General features: G+C 72.0%; 8 protein-coding genes. 1 reads left to right on the forward strand and 7 read right to left on the reverse strand.

Annotation, left to right across the window (positions count from 1 at the left end; all coding sequences use genetic code 11):
- Positions 1 to 4 precede the first annotated feature (4 nt).
- A complete protein-coding gene (locus AB0H43_RS22470) occupies positions 5 to 7,888 on the reverse strand; it encodes a hypothetical protein (protein WP_360001943.1) in 7,884 nt (2,627 codons plus the stop codon).
- 43 nt (positions 7,889 to 7,931) lie between these two features.
- Here AB0H43_RS22470 and AB0H43_RS22475 point away from each other — a divergent pair, with 43 nt between their 5' ends.
- Positions 7,932 to 9,080: a S8 family serine peptidase gene (locus AB0H43_RS22475; RefSeq protein ID WP_360001945.1), complete on the forward strand. Its 1,149-nt coding sequence runs from the start codon at positions 7,932 to 7,934 to the stop codon at positions 9,078 to 9,080.
- A 5-nt stretch (positions 9,081 to 9,085) separates the two neighbouring features.
- On the opposite strand, the gene AB0H43_RS22480 is transcribed toward AB0H43_RS22475, so the two are convergent.
- The 6 genes from AB0H43_RS22480 to eccD all read right to left on the reverse strand — a co-directional run bounded on the left by AB0H43_RS22480 (position 9,086) and on the right by eccD (position 14,540).
- On the reverse strand, positions 9,086 to 9,400 hold the full coding sequence (locus tag AB0H43_RS22480; RefSeq protein WP_360001947.1) for a WXG100 family type VII secretion target: 315 nt from the start codon (positions 9,398 to 9,400) through the stop codon (positions 9,086 to 9,088).
- 10 nt (positions 9,401 to 9,410) lie between these two features.
- On the reverse strand, positions 9,411 to 9,770 hold the full coding sequence (locus AB0H43_RS22485; protein ID WP_360001949.1) for a hypothetical protein: 360 nt from the start codon (positions 9,768 to 9,770) through the stop codon (positions 9,411 to 9,413).
- 63 nt (positions 9,771 to 9,833) lie between these two features.
- Positions 9,834 to 11,276 carry a hypothetical protein gene (locus tag AB0H43_RS22490; RefSeq protein ID WP_360001951.1) on the reverse strand — a complete coding sequence of 481 codons (1,443 nt, stop codon included), beginning with the start codon at positions 11,274 to 11,276 and terminating at the stop codon, positions 9,834 to 9,836.
- Positions 11,273 to 11,698, reverse strand: a complete 426-nt coding sequence (locus tag AB0H43_RS22495; protein WP_360001953.1) for a hypothetical protein — start codon at positions 11,696 to 11,698, stop codon at positions 11,273 to 11,275. The genes AB0H43_RS22490 and AB0H43_RS22495 overlap by 4 nt, the downstream gene beginning before the upstream one ends.
- A gap of 55 nt (positions 11,699 to 11,753) precedes the next feature.
- A complete protein-coding gene (gene eccB / locus AB0H43_RS22500; protein ID WP_360001955.1) occupies positions 11,754 to 13,118 on the reverse strand; it encodes a type VII secretion protein EccB in 1,365 nt (454 codons plus the stop codon).
- A 33-nt stretch (positions 13,119 to 13,151) separates the two neighbouring features.
- Positions 13,152 to 14,540 (reverse strand): type VII secretion integral membrane protein EccD, encoded by a 1,389-nt coding sequence (gene eccD, locus AB0H43_RS22505; protein ID WP_360001957.1) that lies wholly within the window; start codon positions 14,538 to 14,540, stop codon positions 13,152 to 13,154.
- Positions 14,541 to 14,558 lie beyond the last annotated feature (18 nt).

Here is a 14,558-nt window from a genome sequence, read left to right on the forward strand (position 1 = left end):
CGGGTCAGTCGCCGACGATGAACGCGCGCGGGCCGAGCGCGTTGTCGTCGATGAACCGCCGGACGCGGGCGATCTGCTCCGGTGAGAACTGTGCGACGTCGACCGGCACAAGTTCCGCCTTCTCCAGATGGTCGCGTATCCGGGTCTGCAGGTTGGGCCACTGCTGCTCGAAGTACCGCCCGGGAAAGTTGCCGACGGCGTCGACGGTCCGGCCGGTCGCGTCGATCCAGTCCACATTCGGATCGGGCGACCGCCGGAGCTGGACGCCCAGCGAATCCTGCACCCGCCAAGCCGTCTCCGCCTCACTCCGGCGAAACCGGCCGGTGGCCGGGTCGAGGCCCAGCGCGTTGCGCCGCCACGTCTCGACGAAGGCGTCCTCGGCACCGTACGCCTCGTCCTCCAGCGGCTGCGTCTGGCTCGTCACCCGGCCCTCGCGGAACTGCCGGCCGTGCACGCTCTCGTGGCCGAGAGCGCGCACGAGCGTCTCCGCGTCCTGGAACGCGGCCGGGCCCAACTGAGTGCCCAGCGTGTCGGTACGCGCCACCGCACCGTGCCGGTCCAGGTACGCGACGTCGCCCGGGGCGTCGATGATCTCGACCGGCAGTCCACCGAGATCCACGCCCGCCAGCTCGGCATAGAGCCGGATGGTCGCCTGACTACGCGGCAACCCGACACCGAGCGCAAGCGTGTCCGCATTGGACAACGCGCCTCGACGGGACCACAGATTCGGCCGGAACCGGAGCCGTTCCAGGGCCATCAGCTCGGCCGCCTCGGCAACGGTGCGCTGGGGCTGCGCCGTCAGCTGCCGATGACGAGCCGCGAGCGCGTCCCGGACGGCCTTCGGCAGGTGGACCGCCGGACGGTACGCCGGGTTCTCCGGGCTCAGCATGGGTGCCACGCCGGGCAGGTCGAGGTGGTCGGCGACGCTCTCCGCGGTCAACCAGCTCGTGACCGCGGTCGACCGAAGCCGCCGCCCGTCCGCCCCCTTCCGGTGGGTCAGCAGGCGACGCAGGAACTTGAGGCTGAACGCGCCCACTGAGATCGACGCGTTGGGGTTCGTCTGCAGGCCGACGTGGTCATTGGACTGCGTGAACGGGCTGTGCAGCCCCACGTCCCAGCCGACGGGGTCCGGCGCGTTGAAGGCCGGGATATAGCGGTGCGAATAGCCGACCTCGAACATGATCGGCTGGAACTCCCAGTCGGCGGAGTCCTTGAAACCTTCCAGGTATGCCTTGACCGCTTGGCGGAGGTGGCGCACCGCCTGCGCCGGTTCGCCCCTCGCCACGCGTTCGCGCGCTTGTGCGGCGATCTCCTCCAGCCGGGCGACCAGCGCCTGATGGTCCTGGTTCACCGACAACGGCGAGCCCTGGCCGCCGATCCAGATGTAGAAGCCGGTGACCGGTCCGATCTGCAGATCGATGAACGTCCCGGTGAACGTGTAGAAGGTAGCGGTGTTCTTCCTCGCCGCCGCGTACGCCGGATCGGTCTGCCCGACCAGCACACCGTCCCGGAAGGTGAAAGCGCGGACGGTCGCCCGCCCGGTCTCGGTGTCGGTGTTGCCGAACGGCATCGGCGTTCCGATACCGCTGCCGTCCTTCACGGACAGTCGTATCAACGGAATGTGGGCGAGGAACGCGGCGACCGCCTGCAAGGCGTCGAGCCCGGTGTTGCCGCTGAGCGGGAACAACCACAACGGCGGCGCACCCTGCGGGCCGTACGCCGTCGTGTTGTGCTCCTTCCAGCTCGTGAAGGTCGAGAAGCGGACCGCCCCGAGCCGGTTCACCGACCGTTTCGTCGACCGCAGCACATACGGCAGGAACCGGTGACTGCCGTCCGGCAGGCGGACCAGGCTGACCCCGGGCTTGACCGACATCGCGCCGACCCGCCACATGCGCTGATACCGCAGCTTGCCCGTGAGCAGCGCCAGCGGACGCTTCGCCACGAACTTCGGCGTCCACAACAGCGTACGCAGGGCTGACGCCAGCGCCCGGCTCCGCGTACGCCCGGCGACGTCGGTGCCGAACCGATCGATCCGGAACCGCGTCGAGGCGATCTTCCGCTCCAGCCAGACCGCCCGGCGGCCCGCCAACCGGCGTACGCCCGGATGCAGCGGCTGATGCGGCGGGGCGGTCAGCGACCCGGCCGACTCCAGCCCGATCGGCAGCTGAACGGTGAACCGCCGTCGCCCCCGCGCGACCGTACGCGGTGGCCCCTCCGCGGCGACGGTCCCCACCGCCGCTTCGATGAGCTGAGCGAATCGCAGCACGTCGTCGAGCCGCCGGGGCAGCAATTTCCCGAGAACCTGCCGGCGCAGGTCGGCCTGGGACCGGCTGCCCCAGGCGCCTGCCCGGTCCAGCAGGATCTGCAGGTTGGTCAGCGACCGTCGCGAGGTCCGGGCGCCCAAGTGGTCCGCCTGCCATTGGATCTGCGCGGCGAGCCCGACGTCGGCCGGGCTCGGCCCGTCGATCTCGGGCCGCAGTCGCCGGGTCAGCACATGCCGGCCCAGTAGGTCCGCCGGACGCGTCGGACGACCCCGATCCGCGCGGCCGACCGTCTCGAGGCTTTGGGCGACCGCTCCCGACACCGCCAGGCCCACCTGAGCCGACGTGACAGACCTCGGCACCGTGAGGGAAACGACCCGGGCCGCCAGGTCGATCCGCAGATGCGCCGCGGTTCCCACCGGCAGCGTCCCGGCCTGGACCTCGATGGTCACCGGCTTCGCCAGTCCCCGGTGGGCCGCCAGCGCCGTCACACCCGCGGCGGACTGCGTCACGGCGGTCGCAGTGGCACCCCGGGCCGCGAGGGTGTCGGCCAGCACCCGCATGATCTGCCCGGGCACGCTCGATTCGGCCAGCACCGGGCCGACCGGCCGCAGCTCGGAGATCACCGGAAGGTCGGCGACCAGTCCCGGGAGATGCTGACCGAGCAGAATGTCCGTGGCGGCATCCGTCAACCCTCGCGCGGCCTCGGCCCGCCGGGCATGTTCCGCCTCCTGACGCTGATAGTGCTCGGTGAACTCCGCGATCGGAGTGCCGAGCCGTGCGGTCACCGCCTCCGCGGCCGCCTCGGCCACCGGGCCCATCGTCTGACCGAGCAAGCGGCGAAGGTCGGCCAGACGCTGCTCGGACGCGGGCAGATCCCGCCGCAGTCCAAGCTCCTCAATGAGGGCATGGGCCTCGGTGGTCAACCGGGGCGGCAGCGGATGCCCACCGCCGAACCCGGCCAGGTCCGCGCCGAGGATCGCCAGCCGAGCCGCCCGCGCCAACCGGTCGACGCCCACCCCAGTAAGCCCGGCGTCCTGCGCGAGGACGACCGCCCGCACGGCCCCCAACGCCTCGGCCAGATCCGGCCGCAAGTCCTGCCGATCCAACCGCCGCGGATCGAGGCGGACCTCCCACACCGCCGTGCCCGGCCGAGGCGGGCGAACCTCGGCAGGTGCGCCGCCCCTGGTGCGTACGGCTCGAACCCGCACCTCGAACGACCCCGAGCCGATCGGCCACGCCACCACGACCGTGCCGTTCGGTGTCATCGTCGGCGTAGCCCCCAAGCCGATCGCGGCCTGCCGCAGCCCGGCCCGGATCACCGCCGTTCGCTGCCGCGCCTCGATCGGATGCCGCCCACCCGGGAGCAGGTTCTTGGCTCCGACGCGGAACCCGGTCACCGAGATGCGACGCGGTGCCGCACCGGCCATCGGGCGGCCGAACCCGGTCTGCGGACCCGGCTGGATCGACACGTCGGCCACGTACGCCAAGCGCCGATCGCCGTACCGGAACACGTGCACGACCGCTGCCATGACCCGGTCGACACCGGCGGCGTCGGTGAAGCGGCGTTGGAACAACACACGCGCGTCGCCACCGCTGTGATCACGCAGCTGAGCCGAGTCCGGCGCGGCGATCGTCCGGCGGATCATGTCCCGGACGGCGTCGAGCTGATCGGCGACCGTCACACCGGGCCTCCGGCTGGACGGCAGCAGATCACCGCCCCACCGCGCCACCACGGCCGCCTCCCGCGTCGCGGTCTGCAATCGAAGATCCGCCGCCGCGGCCTGCAAGGCCGACCGCAGTGAGGCGTCCAGCTGCGCGGCCGCTCCGCTGAGCGGAGGCAGGACCCGCTCCCTCGTCTTCGGCGGGTCCGGATCACGCTCGCTTGTGGACTCATCCGCGTCAGGCGGAGTGTCCCGCTCCGAGATCAGCTCCTCTACCCGGGCCCGCCGTTGATCGGCTCCCGCCACGAACTCCGGCCTGAACCGATGCGTACGGGAGTCGATGATGGACTGTCTTGACGCGAGCGACGCCCGCTCGGCCTCCGCCGCGAGCACCCGCGCGCGGTCCACCACGTCGAGCAGCAGTGACGGCAGCTCCGCCGACCCGGCCGACGCCAGCCGCCCGGTCAGGTCGCGGTCCGCTTCAGCCAACGCCGCCGCCACGACCGCGGTCGAAACGCCGGACACCAGCCCGGCAAGCCGCTCCCCCGGCTGATACCCGGCCGCCGCCTCAGCCGCGTACAGGCGGGCCAGGGCATTCACCGCGCCGGGAACAGCGGAAACCGCCGCCGCCAGCTCACTGCGCACCCCCGCAGCCTCCGCCCGATCCCGCTCCGCCAGCCGCGCCGCCGCGTCACGGTCGCTGCGGAACCCGGTCGCGCCCGGCACGCGGTTCGCCCGCAAGGTCCGCGCCACATCCGAAACGCCGAAGCTGCTGTACGCCTGCAGCAGCGCCAGGTAGCTGTCCTGCGTACCGGGGTTGTCGGGCCGGAAGTCCTCGCCGCCCAGCCGCACCCGGGCCAACTCCCGGGCCAGGGCGGCAGTCGTCACCGGGTCACGGAGATCGGCGTCGTGCGCGACCGCGATCCGGAACTCGCTCGCGTTCTGTTCCAAGTGGACGAGACTGCCGCTCGGCAGAACGGCGTACTCGACGACGACCGACCGGAAGGTGTCCGCGTCGAACTTTATCAGCAGATCGGTCGTGCGTTCGCGGACCGTCGCCCCGAGGACGGTGCTCGCCAACTCCTTCACGCCTTGAACGGCGGCGGCGGGCGACTTCGGATGACGAGGTGCCGGATCATCGGCGAACAACGACGCCAGTGCGATCGTCCGCGCGGCCGACGCTGGTTCGCCCAGGAGGTCCGTCGCGACTTGATCAGGCGTCGCGACCGCCCGCTGGTACGCCGACCGCCACTCCGGCCGTCGCAGCAACCGGACGAACGCGTCCACCTCAGCCGATCCGCTCGACGACCGGAGCAGGCGAGCCCAGCGCACCGGGGTCTCCCCCGGCCGCAGGCCCAGCTCGGTCAGCGTCGTCGCGACGTCGTCGAGCAGATCCGCCGGCACCGGCCCACTCACCCGAACGACCCGCTCGATCCGCGTACGCAACTCGCCGACGCGCGACGCCCGGCCCGCCGCCAGCACCTCGTCGAGGTCGCTACGCACCGGTTGCGCGACGGACCTCCCCTCGTGGTCGAAGACGATCGCGTGCACCTCGGCGTCCGACGCGATCTGCGGCCGCTCCGCCGTCCCGGTCGCCGCGTTCTGATGGTCGGCGTAGTACGGGCGGCCCTCGTGCAGGTAGACGTTGTAGCGGTGAGCCACCGCACTGCCCGTAGGACGCACCAGGACGGCGGCCGCCGGTCCCGTGACGACCCCGTGCTCGTCGGCGACCGCGGCGAGGTGCGCTTCGACCTCGGCCAGTCCCGCCATCGGCGCGTACGCCGTCCCCGCCCACGCCTCGGTCCGCCCGACCGGGACACCGGACCGGCCGCTCCTCACAGCGGCGACGACCGGTCGCCCGTACCAGGTGGACAGTCCGGAGTTGCCCGCGTCATCGCAGTTCAACGCGCGGCCGGTAACGGTCGGACCGCCGTCGTTGACGTAGCCGACCCAGACCCCCAGCGGATCCGGATACCGTTGCGGCCGCCCAGCGTCGTCCCGAGGCAGCGCCTGCCGCAGATACTGCTCGTCGGCCGGGCTCGCCGGAGCCTCGTCGGCCGTGCGAACCTCCTGCACCGGTACGCCGTCCCCCAGCCGGAACGCACCCGCCCTTTCCTGCGTGGACGTCGGGCTCGGCATCGCGCTCGCCCCTGGGCCTTCCGCGTTATCCGGGATAACGCGGTGTTCCTGCCCTCGGAAGGGGACGTCTTCCCGGATAACGCGATCGGTGGCGGGCTCCTCCTCACGGAGCCCGCGTACCACCGCGCTCGGCGCGACGTCCGCCGCTCGCGTACGCGCACCCGGCGTGCTCGGCGTGGTCGAAGTGCTCGGCGTGGTCGAAGTGCTCGGCCCGCCGGTGCTCGGCGACATCACAGACCTCGCAGAACTCGTCGTCGCCGGGCCTCCAGTCCTGCCTGCGGTCGACGTCTGCGGCGCGGTCGACGGAGCCAACCCGCTCGCATTCGGCCCACTCGCGCTCGGCGAGACCATCTGGCCTCCGGAGCCCGGCGTCACACCGCCCGACGTCGCACCGCCCGACGTCGCCCCGCCCGACGTCATCCCAGACGACGTCGTGCCGCCCGGCGGAGTCGAGGCACCAGAGGCCGGCGAGCCGGACGTCACCGGGCTGGACGTCACCGCTCCGGGCGGCGAAGTCACCGCAGCGCTCGAGTTCGTCGCGGTACCGGGTCCAGTCACGGTCGGCCCGGCGGTAGGCGATCCGGTCGCCACCGGCACCGTTCCGGCGCTGGGCACCGTCCCGACGCTGGGCACCGTCCCAACGCTCGGCACCGTTCCGGCGCTGGGCATCGTCCCTGCACTCGGCGCCGTCCCAACGCTCGGCACCGTCCCGACGTTAGGCAGCGAGCCGGAAGTGGGCAGCGAGCCGGAACCAGTCGAGGTGACGGAAGTACTCACCCCCGTGGGCGTTCCAGACGACCCCACCTGCGGTGAATCGACCGGACCAGAAGCGACCGGACCAGAAGTCACCGGGGCGGATTCGGCGATCCGCCCGTACACTCCGTGCGCGGCGTTGCCGATGAGCATGCGCGGCCCACCGGTCACCGCCCCGATGCCGAACCGGGTCAGCCCGGACAGTGAGAGGTCCACCGACCAGTCGCCGTTGACCGCACCGTTGACGGCGTAGTTCGTGAGCTGGTTGACGGTCTGGAAGTGCAGGCCGCGTACGCCGCTTTCGGCGACCCAGCGGGAGACGCTCCAGTCGCTCATCCGGTCGGCGACCGGGCCTCGTGTCGCCGCCCAGCTGAACAGTGGGCTGAACGGCCGGGCCAGGCCGCGGCCGACGAGTCCGCCCATGCCGCCGCCGAGGGCCGAGGCGCCGAGGCTGCGCCAGTCGAAGCCTTGCCGGGTGCCATTGAGGTTCTGGATGCCTTGGGCGAGGAAGTCTGGGATGACCTCTTGGACGGCCTCCTCCAGGATTTCTTTGACGACGCCCCGGATGCCGGCGAGGTCGCGCATCAGGGTCTCGAACAGGCGGGCTCCGATGGCGCGGGCTACGGCGACCGGGCCGGCTCCGGCGAGCGAGCTGACACCGCCGGTGAAGATCGCCGAGATCAGGATGATCATCAGTTCTACGGCGCACCAGAGAACGCAGAGCAGGATCGAGAGCTTCTCCGCCCCGACCGCCAACGCGGCCTGGTCGACCTGCTGGGCCACTGATCGGTGGCGCTGCACGATGTCCGGGACCACCACGTCGAGCTTGTACCGCCACCGGCGGGCGAATTCCTCACCGGAGGCGCCGCGCCACAGCGCCTCGATCTCGCTGACCGAGGCGGAGAACTGGTGGCCGGACTGCTCCAGGAGGTCGGCGAGGTCCCGCCGAGCCTGCCCGTACGCCCGCAACGCGTCCTCATTGGTCCGGGGCCAGGTCGTTCCGCCGCCGACCAGGCAGACCAGGTCCCAGACCCAGCGCAGGAATCCGTCCGACGGCGGCTCAACAGCCACGATGGAGCCCTCCCCGGCGGTCGCGGATGTCTATTGTAGATATATGTGGTTGCGGCGTCTGACGGTTCCGGCTGTGCTGCTGGCGATCCCCGTGGTCGCCGCCGATCCGGCGAGCGCGGCGGGGCCGTGCGGTTATCAAGCGCCGCCCAGCCCCGGCCCCGTCGTCAGCGCGAGCACCTGGGAGCAACGCTGGCTCGATCTCCGCCGCGCGCACGCCTTCTCCACCGGCGCGGTGCGCGTCGCGATCGTCGGCACCGGCGTCGACGCCGGTCATCCGCAGCTCGGCAACGCGGTCGCGAGCGGCTGGGACGTCACGGCGAACAAGCCCGGCGCGCGCTTCGACTGCAACGGTCATGGCACGGCGATCGCGAGCATCGTGGCGGCCCGGCCGCGGGGCGGCTCCAGCCTCGTCGGCGTCGCTCCCGCCGCGACGCTCGTCCCGATCCGGGTCACCGACGCGCCACCCGGCTCCGATCGTCCCGTCACCGCCGCCCGGCTCGCCGCCGGAATCCGGCAGGCCGTGGCCCTCAAGGCCCGCGTCGTCCTCGTCGCGTACGCCTTGAGCAGCGACGACGCCGGGCTGCGAGCCGCCGTGGCCGACGCCGTCCGCAAGGACGTCCTGGTCGTGGCGGCCGTCGGGGACAACCTGCCCGGGCTGACGTTTCCGGCGGCGTACGACGGGGTGCTCGGGGTGGGCGGCATCGGCACGGGCGGGCTGCTCCTGTCCGGTTCGGCGCTGAAATCCAAGGTCGATCTCGTGGCTCCGGCCGAGAACGTCGTCGCGGCGGCGCGCCGATCGGGTCACCTCACCCTGTCCGGTACGCCGGTCGCCGCGGCCGTGGTGGCCGGCGCGGCGGCGCTGCTGCGGGCGTACCGTCCGAACTGGACGGCCCCGCAGGTCGCCCAGCGGTTGACGGCGACGGCCGACGGCGGTTTCGGCGGCGGCCACAGCGACGCGTACGGGTTCGGCACGGTCAATCCGTATCGTGCGCTCACCGAGGAGGCCGCGACCGCCGGAGCGAGCCCGTATCGGACGCCCGCCCCGGCCGCTCTCGGGCACGCCCCGCCCCAGCCGGAGTGGCCGGAGACCTGGCGCCGGTCGATCGCCTGGGCGGGCGGGGTCGGCGTGGTCGTCGTCGTGGTCGCGATGCTCAGCGCGGCGGCGCCGGTGGTTCGCCGACGCCGCCCCTGATCGGCTCAGCTGAAGGAGCTGCGCGTACGCGCGATGGCCTCCAGGTTGCGCTCCTCGGCCTGGGTGAACTTCTGCCCGGACTGCAGGATCGCGTTGGCGAAGTCCTCGCCAACCCCGTTGAGTTGCTGCGCACCGGTCTGCCATTCGCCCTGAAGCTGGGCGTACGCCGCCTTCGACGCACCGTCCCAGGTCTTGATCCGGTCGGCCATGAAGTTCTCCAGGCCGGTGAGACGGCCACGCATGTCCTGCAGCATCGCCTGGAACTCGTTCGACGCCGCGATCAGCTCCGCGATGGGCACGTTGAGCACGTTGTTCGCCATGGTCGTCTCCTTACTGGTTGTTGAGTCCGGCGCTGACGTAGCTGAACGACGAGCTGGCCATGCCCGAGGGCACCGAGGCCACGCCGTCGAGGACGCCGACGGTGCTGCCGTCGGTGCCGTGGAGGTCACTGGCGATCTGGTTGTTGATCAGGTCGGCCAGGCCGCCGAGCGCCGCGTCGATGTGGTGCATGGCGTTGATGAACTTGGTGCGCTCGTTGGCGAAGGTGTCACCGGACAGGCCCTGCCAGTCGATGGTCAGCCGCTTGAGGATCTGCGCCGCCAGTTCGTCGAGTTCCTGCTTGGTCTTGGCCGCGAACTGCGCGGCGTCCTGCATGTCGTTGAAATGGACTTTGACGATGTCACCAGACATCTGCCGCTGCCTTTCTCTCGGAGGTGCTTGTCGGACGGATGGGTTTGCTTACCTCGTGCCGCGTCAACCGGCGGCGAGTCGTTGGGCCAGCGTCGGCGGCGTCCGGCCGCGTACCGGCTCGGTTTCCGGGGTGGCGGCCAGCGCCGTCGACCGGGGTGCGGGTGGCTCTTCGGCCCGCGGTACGCCCGCTGCGCGGCGGCGTACGCCGAGCGCGATCGGGCCGGACGCGACCGTCGAGCCGGCCACGGGCGGCAGCGCCGACGAGCCGCGCCCGCTGAGTGCCTGCTGTGCCGTCATCGCCGCCTGTGGCGTCATCGACAGGCCCGCGGCGGTCACCGCCGCCGGTGGTTCGGCGGCGAGCACCTGCTCCAGCCCGCTGCCGCGGGCCGACAACGCGGAGACGTCCACCGCCGCCGGAGGCGTCAGGGCGGACGGCGTCTGGGCCGGCCCGAACCGGCCGTCCAACGCGGCCAGCCTGCGTTCCAGTGCTGCGGCGGCCCGCCGGGCGATCACCGGGCCGGTCGGCGGGTGCGTACGCCGGCTGCTGAGCGCGGGCAGTTGCGGCGGGGCGGCCAGGATCGGCCCGGCCGGCAGCCGTCCGAGCAACGTCTGTTGTGGACCGAACGCGCCCGGCAGCCCGGTCAGCGTGGGCTGGTTCGCGGTCGGCAGCAGGCTCACCTGGTCTGCCGGAGTGCTCCCGGGCGGCAGCCGGTTCAGTCCACGGAAGTCCGCCGGGGACAACAGATCGGGACGCGCTTCGACGATCGGGCCTTGGGGCAGGTCGGCGAGCGGCTCGATCACGCCCGGCGGTTGTGAGTCGGTCGGCGCCCGGTCGGCCAGCTGCTCCGGGGAGTAGGGCCGCCACGGCTTGGCGGCGTCGGCTCCCCGGTAGCGGGGCGGCACCGTGCCGGGATCGCCCAGCCACCGTGATCCGGTGATCAGGTCCGCCGACAGCTTCTTGCCGACCGGCCGGATCTTCTTCGCGTACTTCTTGTTGAGCCGGGCGTAGATCGCCGCGGCCTGCTGCTCGTACTCCGCCTTGGTGTCGGCCTTGATCTTCTTGAGCGCCTCTTCGAGCTCCTTCCGGAACTGGGCGAGCAGTTCCTCCGCGCGCTGCCGGGCCTCCTCGATGTCGGAGGTCAGCTTCTCCAGGACCTCGATACGCGTCTGCAGCCCGTCGATCCAGGTGTCGAGGGCGTACGCGTGAGCGCCCGCGAACCAGAAGTAGCGCTCCTGGGCGAGGCCGGAGTTCCAGGCGTCGCGGACGAACCGGGCCCGGCCGTCGACGATCTCCACATGCCGGGAGAACTTGCCCAGCACCCGCCCGTACGCGTCGGCCAGCCGCCGGGGACCGTTCGGGTCCTCACTGAGGATCATGTCGACCATGACCTCGAAGCTCTCGATCCCGTCCCAGTCGGTCGACTGCTGATCCGGTATTTCGAGCTGCTGCGTCGAAACCGTCTCGTCGAACCCGAAGTAGTCACGCCCCCCGTTGGGCTGACTCACGGAAAGAGCCCGTCCCGGGCCGCCGTCGTGAGGGACGTCTCGACGCCGTCCATGGTGTGGTCGGCCGTCCGGTCGGCCTCGTCGTAGCTGTCGGCCGAGACGCCGACCGAGTTGCCGAGGGCGTACACGCCGTGCAGGATGTCGTCGGCCAGCGCGGACAGGGCCGCGGTCTGCGTCTTGGCGGACTGCCCGAAGAACAGGCTCTCCAGGATCTTCGGATTGCCGGCGGGCACGTTCGCGGACGCGTTGGCGACGGCCCCGTTCACCACATCGGACTCGAAGACGGCGAACTCGCCCCCCATGCCGCCGTATGCTCCCGGCTCGCCGACCAGAGCCTGGGCGGCCTGAGTCATCACCTCTTTCGAGGTGGTGATGGTCGTCTCGGCGATCTCCGCCGAGGACGCGTCTTCGTGAGGGATCATGCGATCCTCCATTGTGGCCAGCTCCGCCGGGAACCAGTTGGCCCGATCATAGCGGTCACGGTGCGGCGATCGCCAGCTCCAGCTTGGACAGTACGGGCCCTTGCGGTAGCCGGTCGACGAGCGTGCTGGGCAGGCGCACCACACCGGCTCCGGCGTACCCGAGCAGCGTCAGCGCGTCGGCCGAGTTCACCGCGTACCGGCGCCCGGTCTCGGTGACCAGGTAGACCGGACCGGCGGTCGCTTGTGGACTGGCCAACGCCATCACGAGGACGCCCCGGCCCGGCTGGACGGCCACCTCGTCGGCGAGCAACGCGCCCGACACGGCCACGCCGTCGCCGACGGTGGCGACGCCGAAATCCGGCACCTCGGCGCCCACCACGATGCCCCGGTCGTCCGTGGCGTCCGACACGATCTGGCAGACCACCCCACCGGACCGGGCCGCCGGGACCATCGGCGGGACCGAGCCGTCGCCGAGGTTCGGCGCGTCCAACGCCGCCATCTTCTTCACCCCCGCCAGTTGGAGCTGATCGATCGGGCGCGACGGCGTGTTGTCCCCGGCAGTGGCCCTGATCAGGGCTTCCTGCACCGCGCTGATCGGCTGGAGTCCGCCCGGCCGCGCCACGAACCGCTGCGCGGCGGTCCCGTCGGTCGCGACGTACAGCTGCCCGACTTTCGCACCCGCAAGGCTCGCCACCGCGCCGCCCCGGCCGTCGATCGCGATCTTCGTCAGCGGCGCTCCGGCCGGCAGCGTCGCGAGCCAGGCCGCGTCGACCGGCACCACGTCCGTGGAATCGACGGCCAGCGCGCTGCGGACCACCTCGGGGTCGCGCAATTCGTGCCGCTGCCCGCTCAAGATCAAGTGGTACGCCTTCCCGTCGGTGACCACCACCGCACCGTCGCCGAGGGCGTCTCCCGCGACCTCCGTCCCCGGCAGCAGGACGGATCTCGGCCCGTCCCGGTCGGCGGCGGCGCAGAACGACCAGGCCCCGGCCAGCAGATCCGCCGCGGCGGGCAGGACCGGCGGCGCGTCCACGATGCCGACGGCGGCCCCACGCGGCCAGGTCAGCGAGGCGCGCGCCACCCGGACGGGATCCTCGTGCACGCCGCGGAGCAGGGCCGCCGAGGTGAAGTTGACCGTCGGATAGAGCCTCACCCCGTCACACACGTACGCCGCCCCGGTCTCCTTCTCGATGATGATCCGCTCACAGCTCGTCCAGCTCTTCGCCCCGAGCGGATTGATCAGGCCGTAGACGCCGACGGCGGCGACACAGATGACCAGGATCATGACCGCCGCCAGGGTCACCCCGGGCAGCCGCGACCCCGACCACTCCAGCGGATCCGGTTTCTGCGCCGTCAGGGCGGTGTGCAGGCGCTTGCGCAGGAACTGGCGGGCGTGGATCTGGTCCCGGCGGGTCAGCATGCCGGCCGCCCGTTCGCGCGGCGGCAATCGCGATCAGCCACCGATGCCTCGCGCGAACCCGAAGACTCCGGCAACCGCCGCGGCCAGCACGGCACCGGCGATGATCAGGACGGTCTCGGCGATGTCGCCCCACCGGCTCAGGCCCGGCGGCGCCGGTTTGCGGGCCAGCGTACGGGCGAGGCCGAACGCCCCGGCCGCGCACAGCAGCAACCCGATCACGACGGGCACGACGATGCGCGTACGCGTCTCGGCGAGCACGTTCGCCCACAGCAGCGCCGCCAGGACCGCCGTCCCCGTCGCCGCGCCCAGCAGCAGCGGCAGCCGATGGCGTACGGCGGCGAACGCCCGCGCCCGAAGGGCGATCACGACGACGGCCGCACCGGCGAGCAACCGCGCCGACAGGTCGTCCCGGCTCGCGAGGATGGCCGCACCCCCGAGCACGATCGCCGCGAGCCCCCAGAGCAGCCCGGTGAGCAGCCGGTCGCTGCGCCGCACGAGGTGGGCGATCTCGGCCGGGTTCGGCAACGGCTCGTCGACCGGGGTCTCGGTGGACGGCCGGGGCACCAGGGGACCGGGGAGACCCGCCTGGCTCGACGCGAGCCGGGGCAGCCACGGCGACAGCAGCAGCCCGACCGCCACGACGACCGCCGCACCGGCCGCCGGGGTCGTCGCCATCGCCAGCAGCGCCCCGGCCGCACCGGCGATCCCCGTGGTCAGCAGCGCGACATGCGATGTCTGGAACTCCCGCAGCAGGACGAGGCCGACGACCGCGGTCAACGCCAAGGTGGCCGACGCGACCAGGAGCTGCGCTCGCCCCGCCGAGACCGAGTCGGTCACGAGCACCGTCGATCCCAGCACGGCGTACACATAGGCCGAAATAGTGAGCACGATGGACGGTGAGCGGCCGGCGGTCAGCCGGCTCACGAGCGCTGCGCCGCCGAGCAGGAGCACCGCGGCCCCGAGCAGGCAGGCGCCGGGCGTGACCCACGGCGGCCCGGACCGCAGTACGCCGACCAGCGCGAGCCCGAGCAGCCCACCCATCACGGCGGCCCCCGCGACCGTCGTATGCCGAGCGGACCAGCTCGCGCCCAGGGACTGAGCCTGATGCGCGGCGGCGTCGGCGAGGTCGTCGAACTCGGGCTCCGGCCACTGCTGATCCTGCGGCGAAAGCAGCAGCGTGTCACCATCCACAATGTTCTGCGCGGACAGCGACTTCGCCGGTTCGAGCAGAGTGCCGTCCATTTTGCGCAGCACCCAGCCGTGGTGGGACACGCCCTCGTCCGCCAGGTCGACGCCGCCGTGTCGCAGCAGCGTGGCCTGCAGACCGACCAGAGGAAGGTAATCCGGGATCGCGAGATCTACCCGGCGCTGCGGGCTCAGAAGTACGATCCGCGTCAGCCCGAGACTCGCCGACTGCACCATGGCGAATCATCGTAAGGC

Source organism: Hamadaea sp. NPDC050747 (genome assembly GCF_040654195.1).
Classification (GTDB): Bacteria; Actinomycetota; Actinomycetes; order Mycobacteriales; family Micromonosporaceae; genus Hamadaea.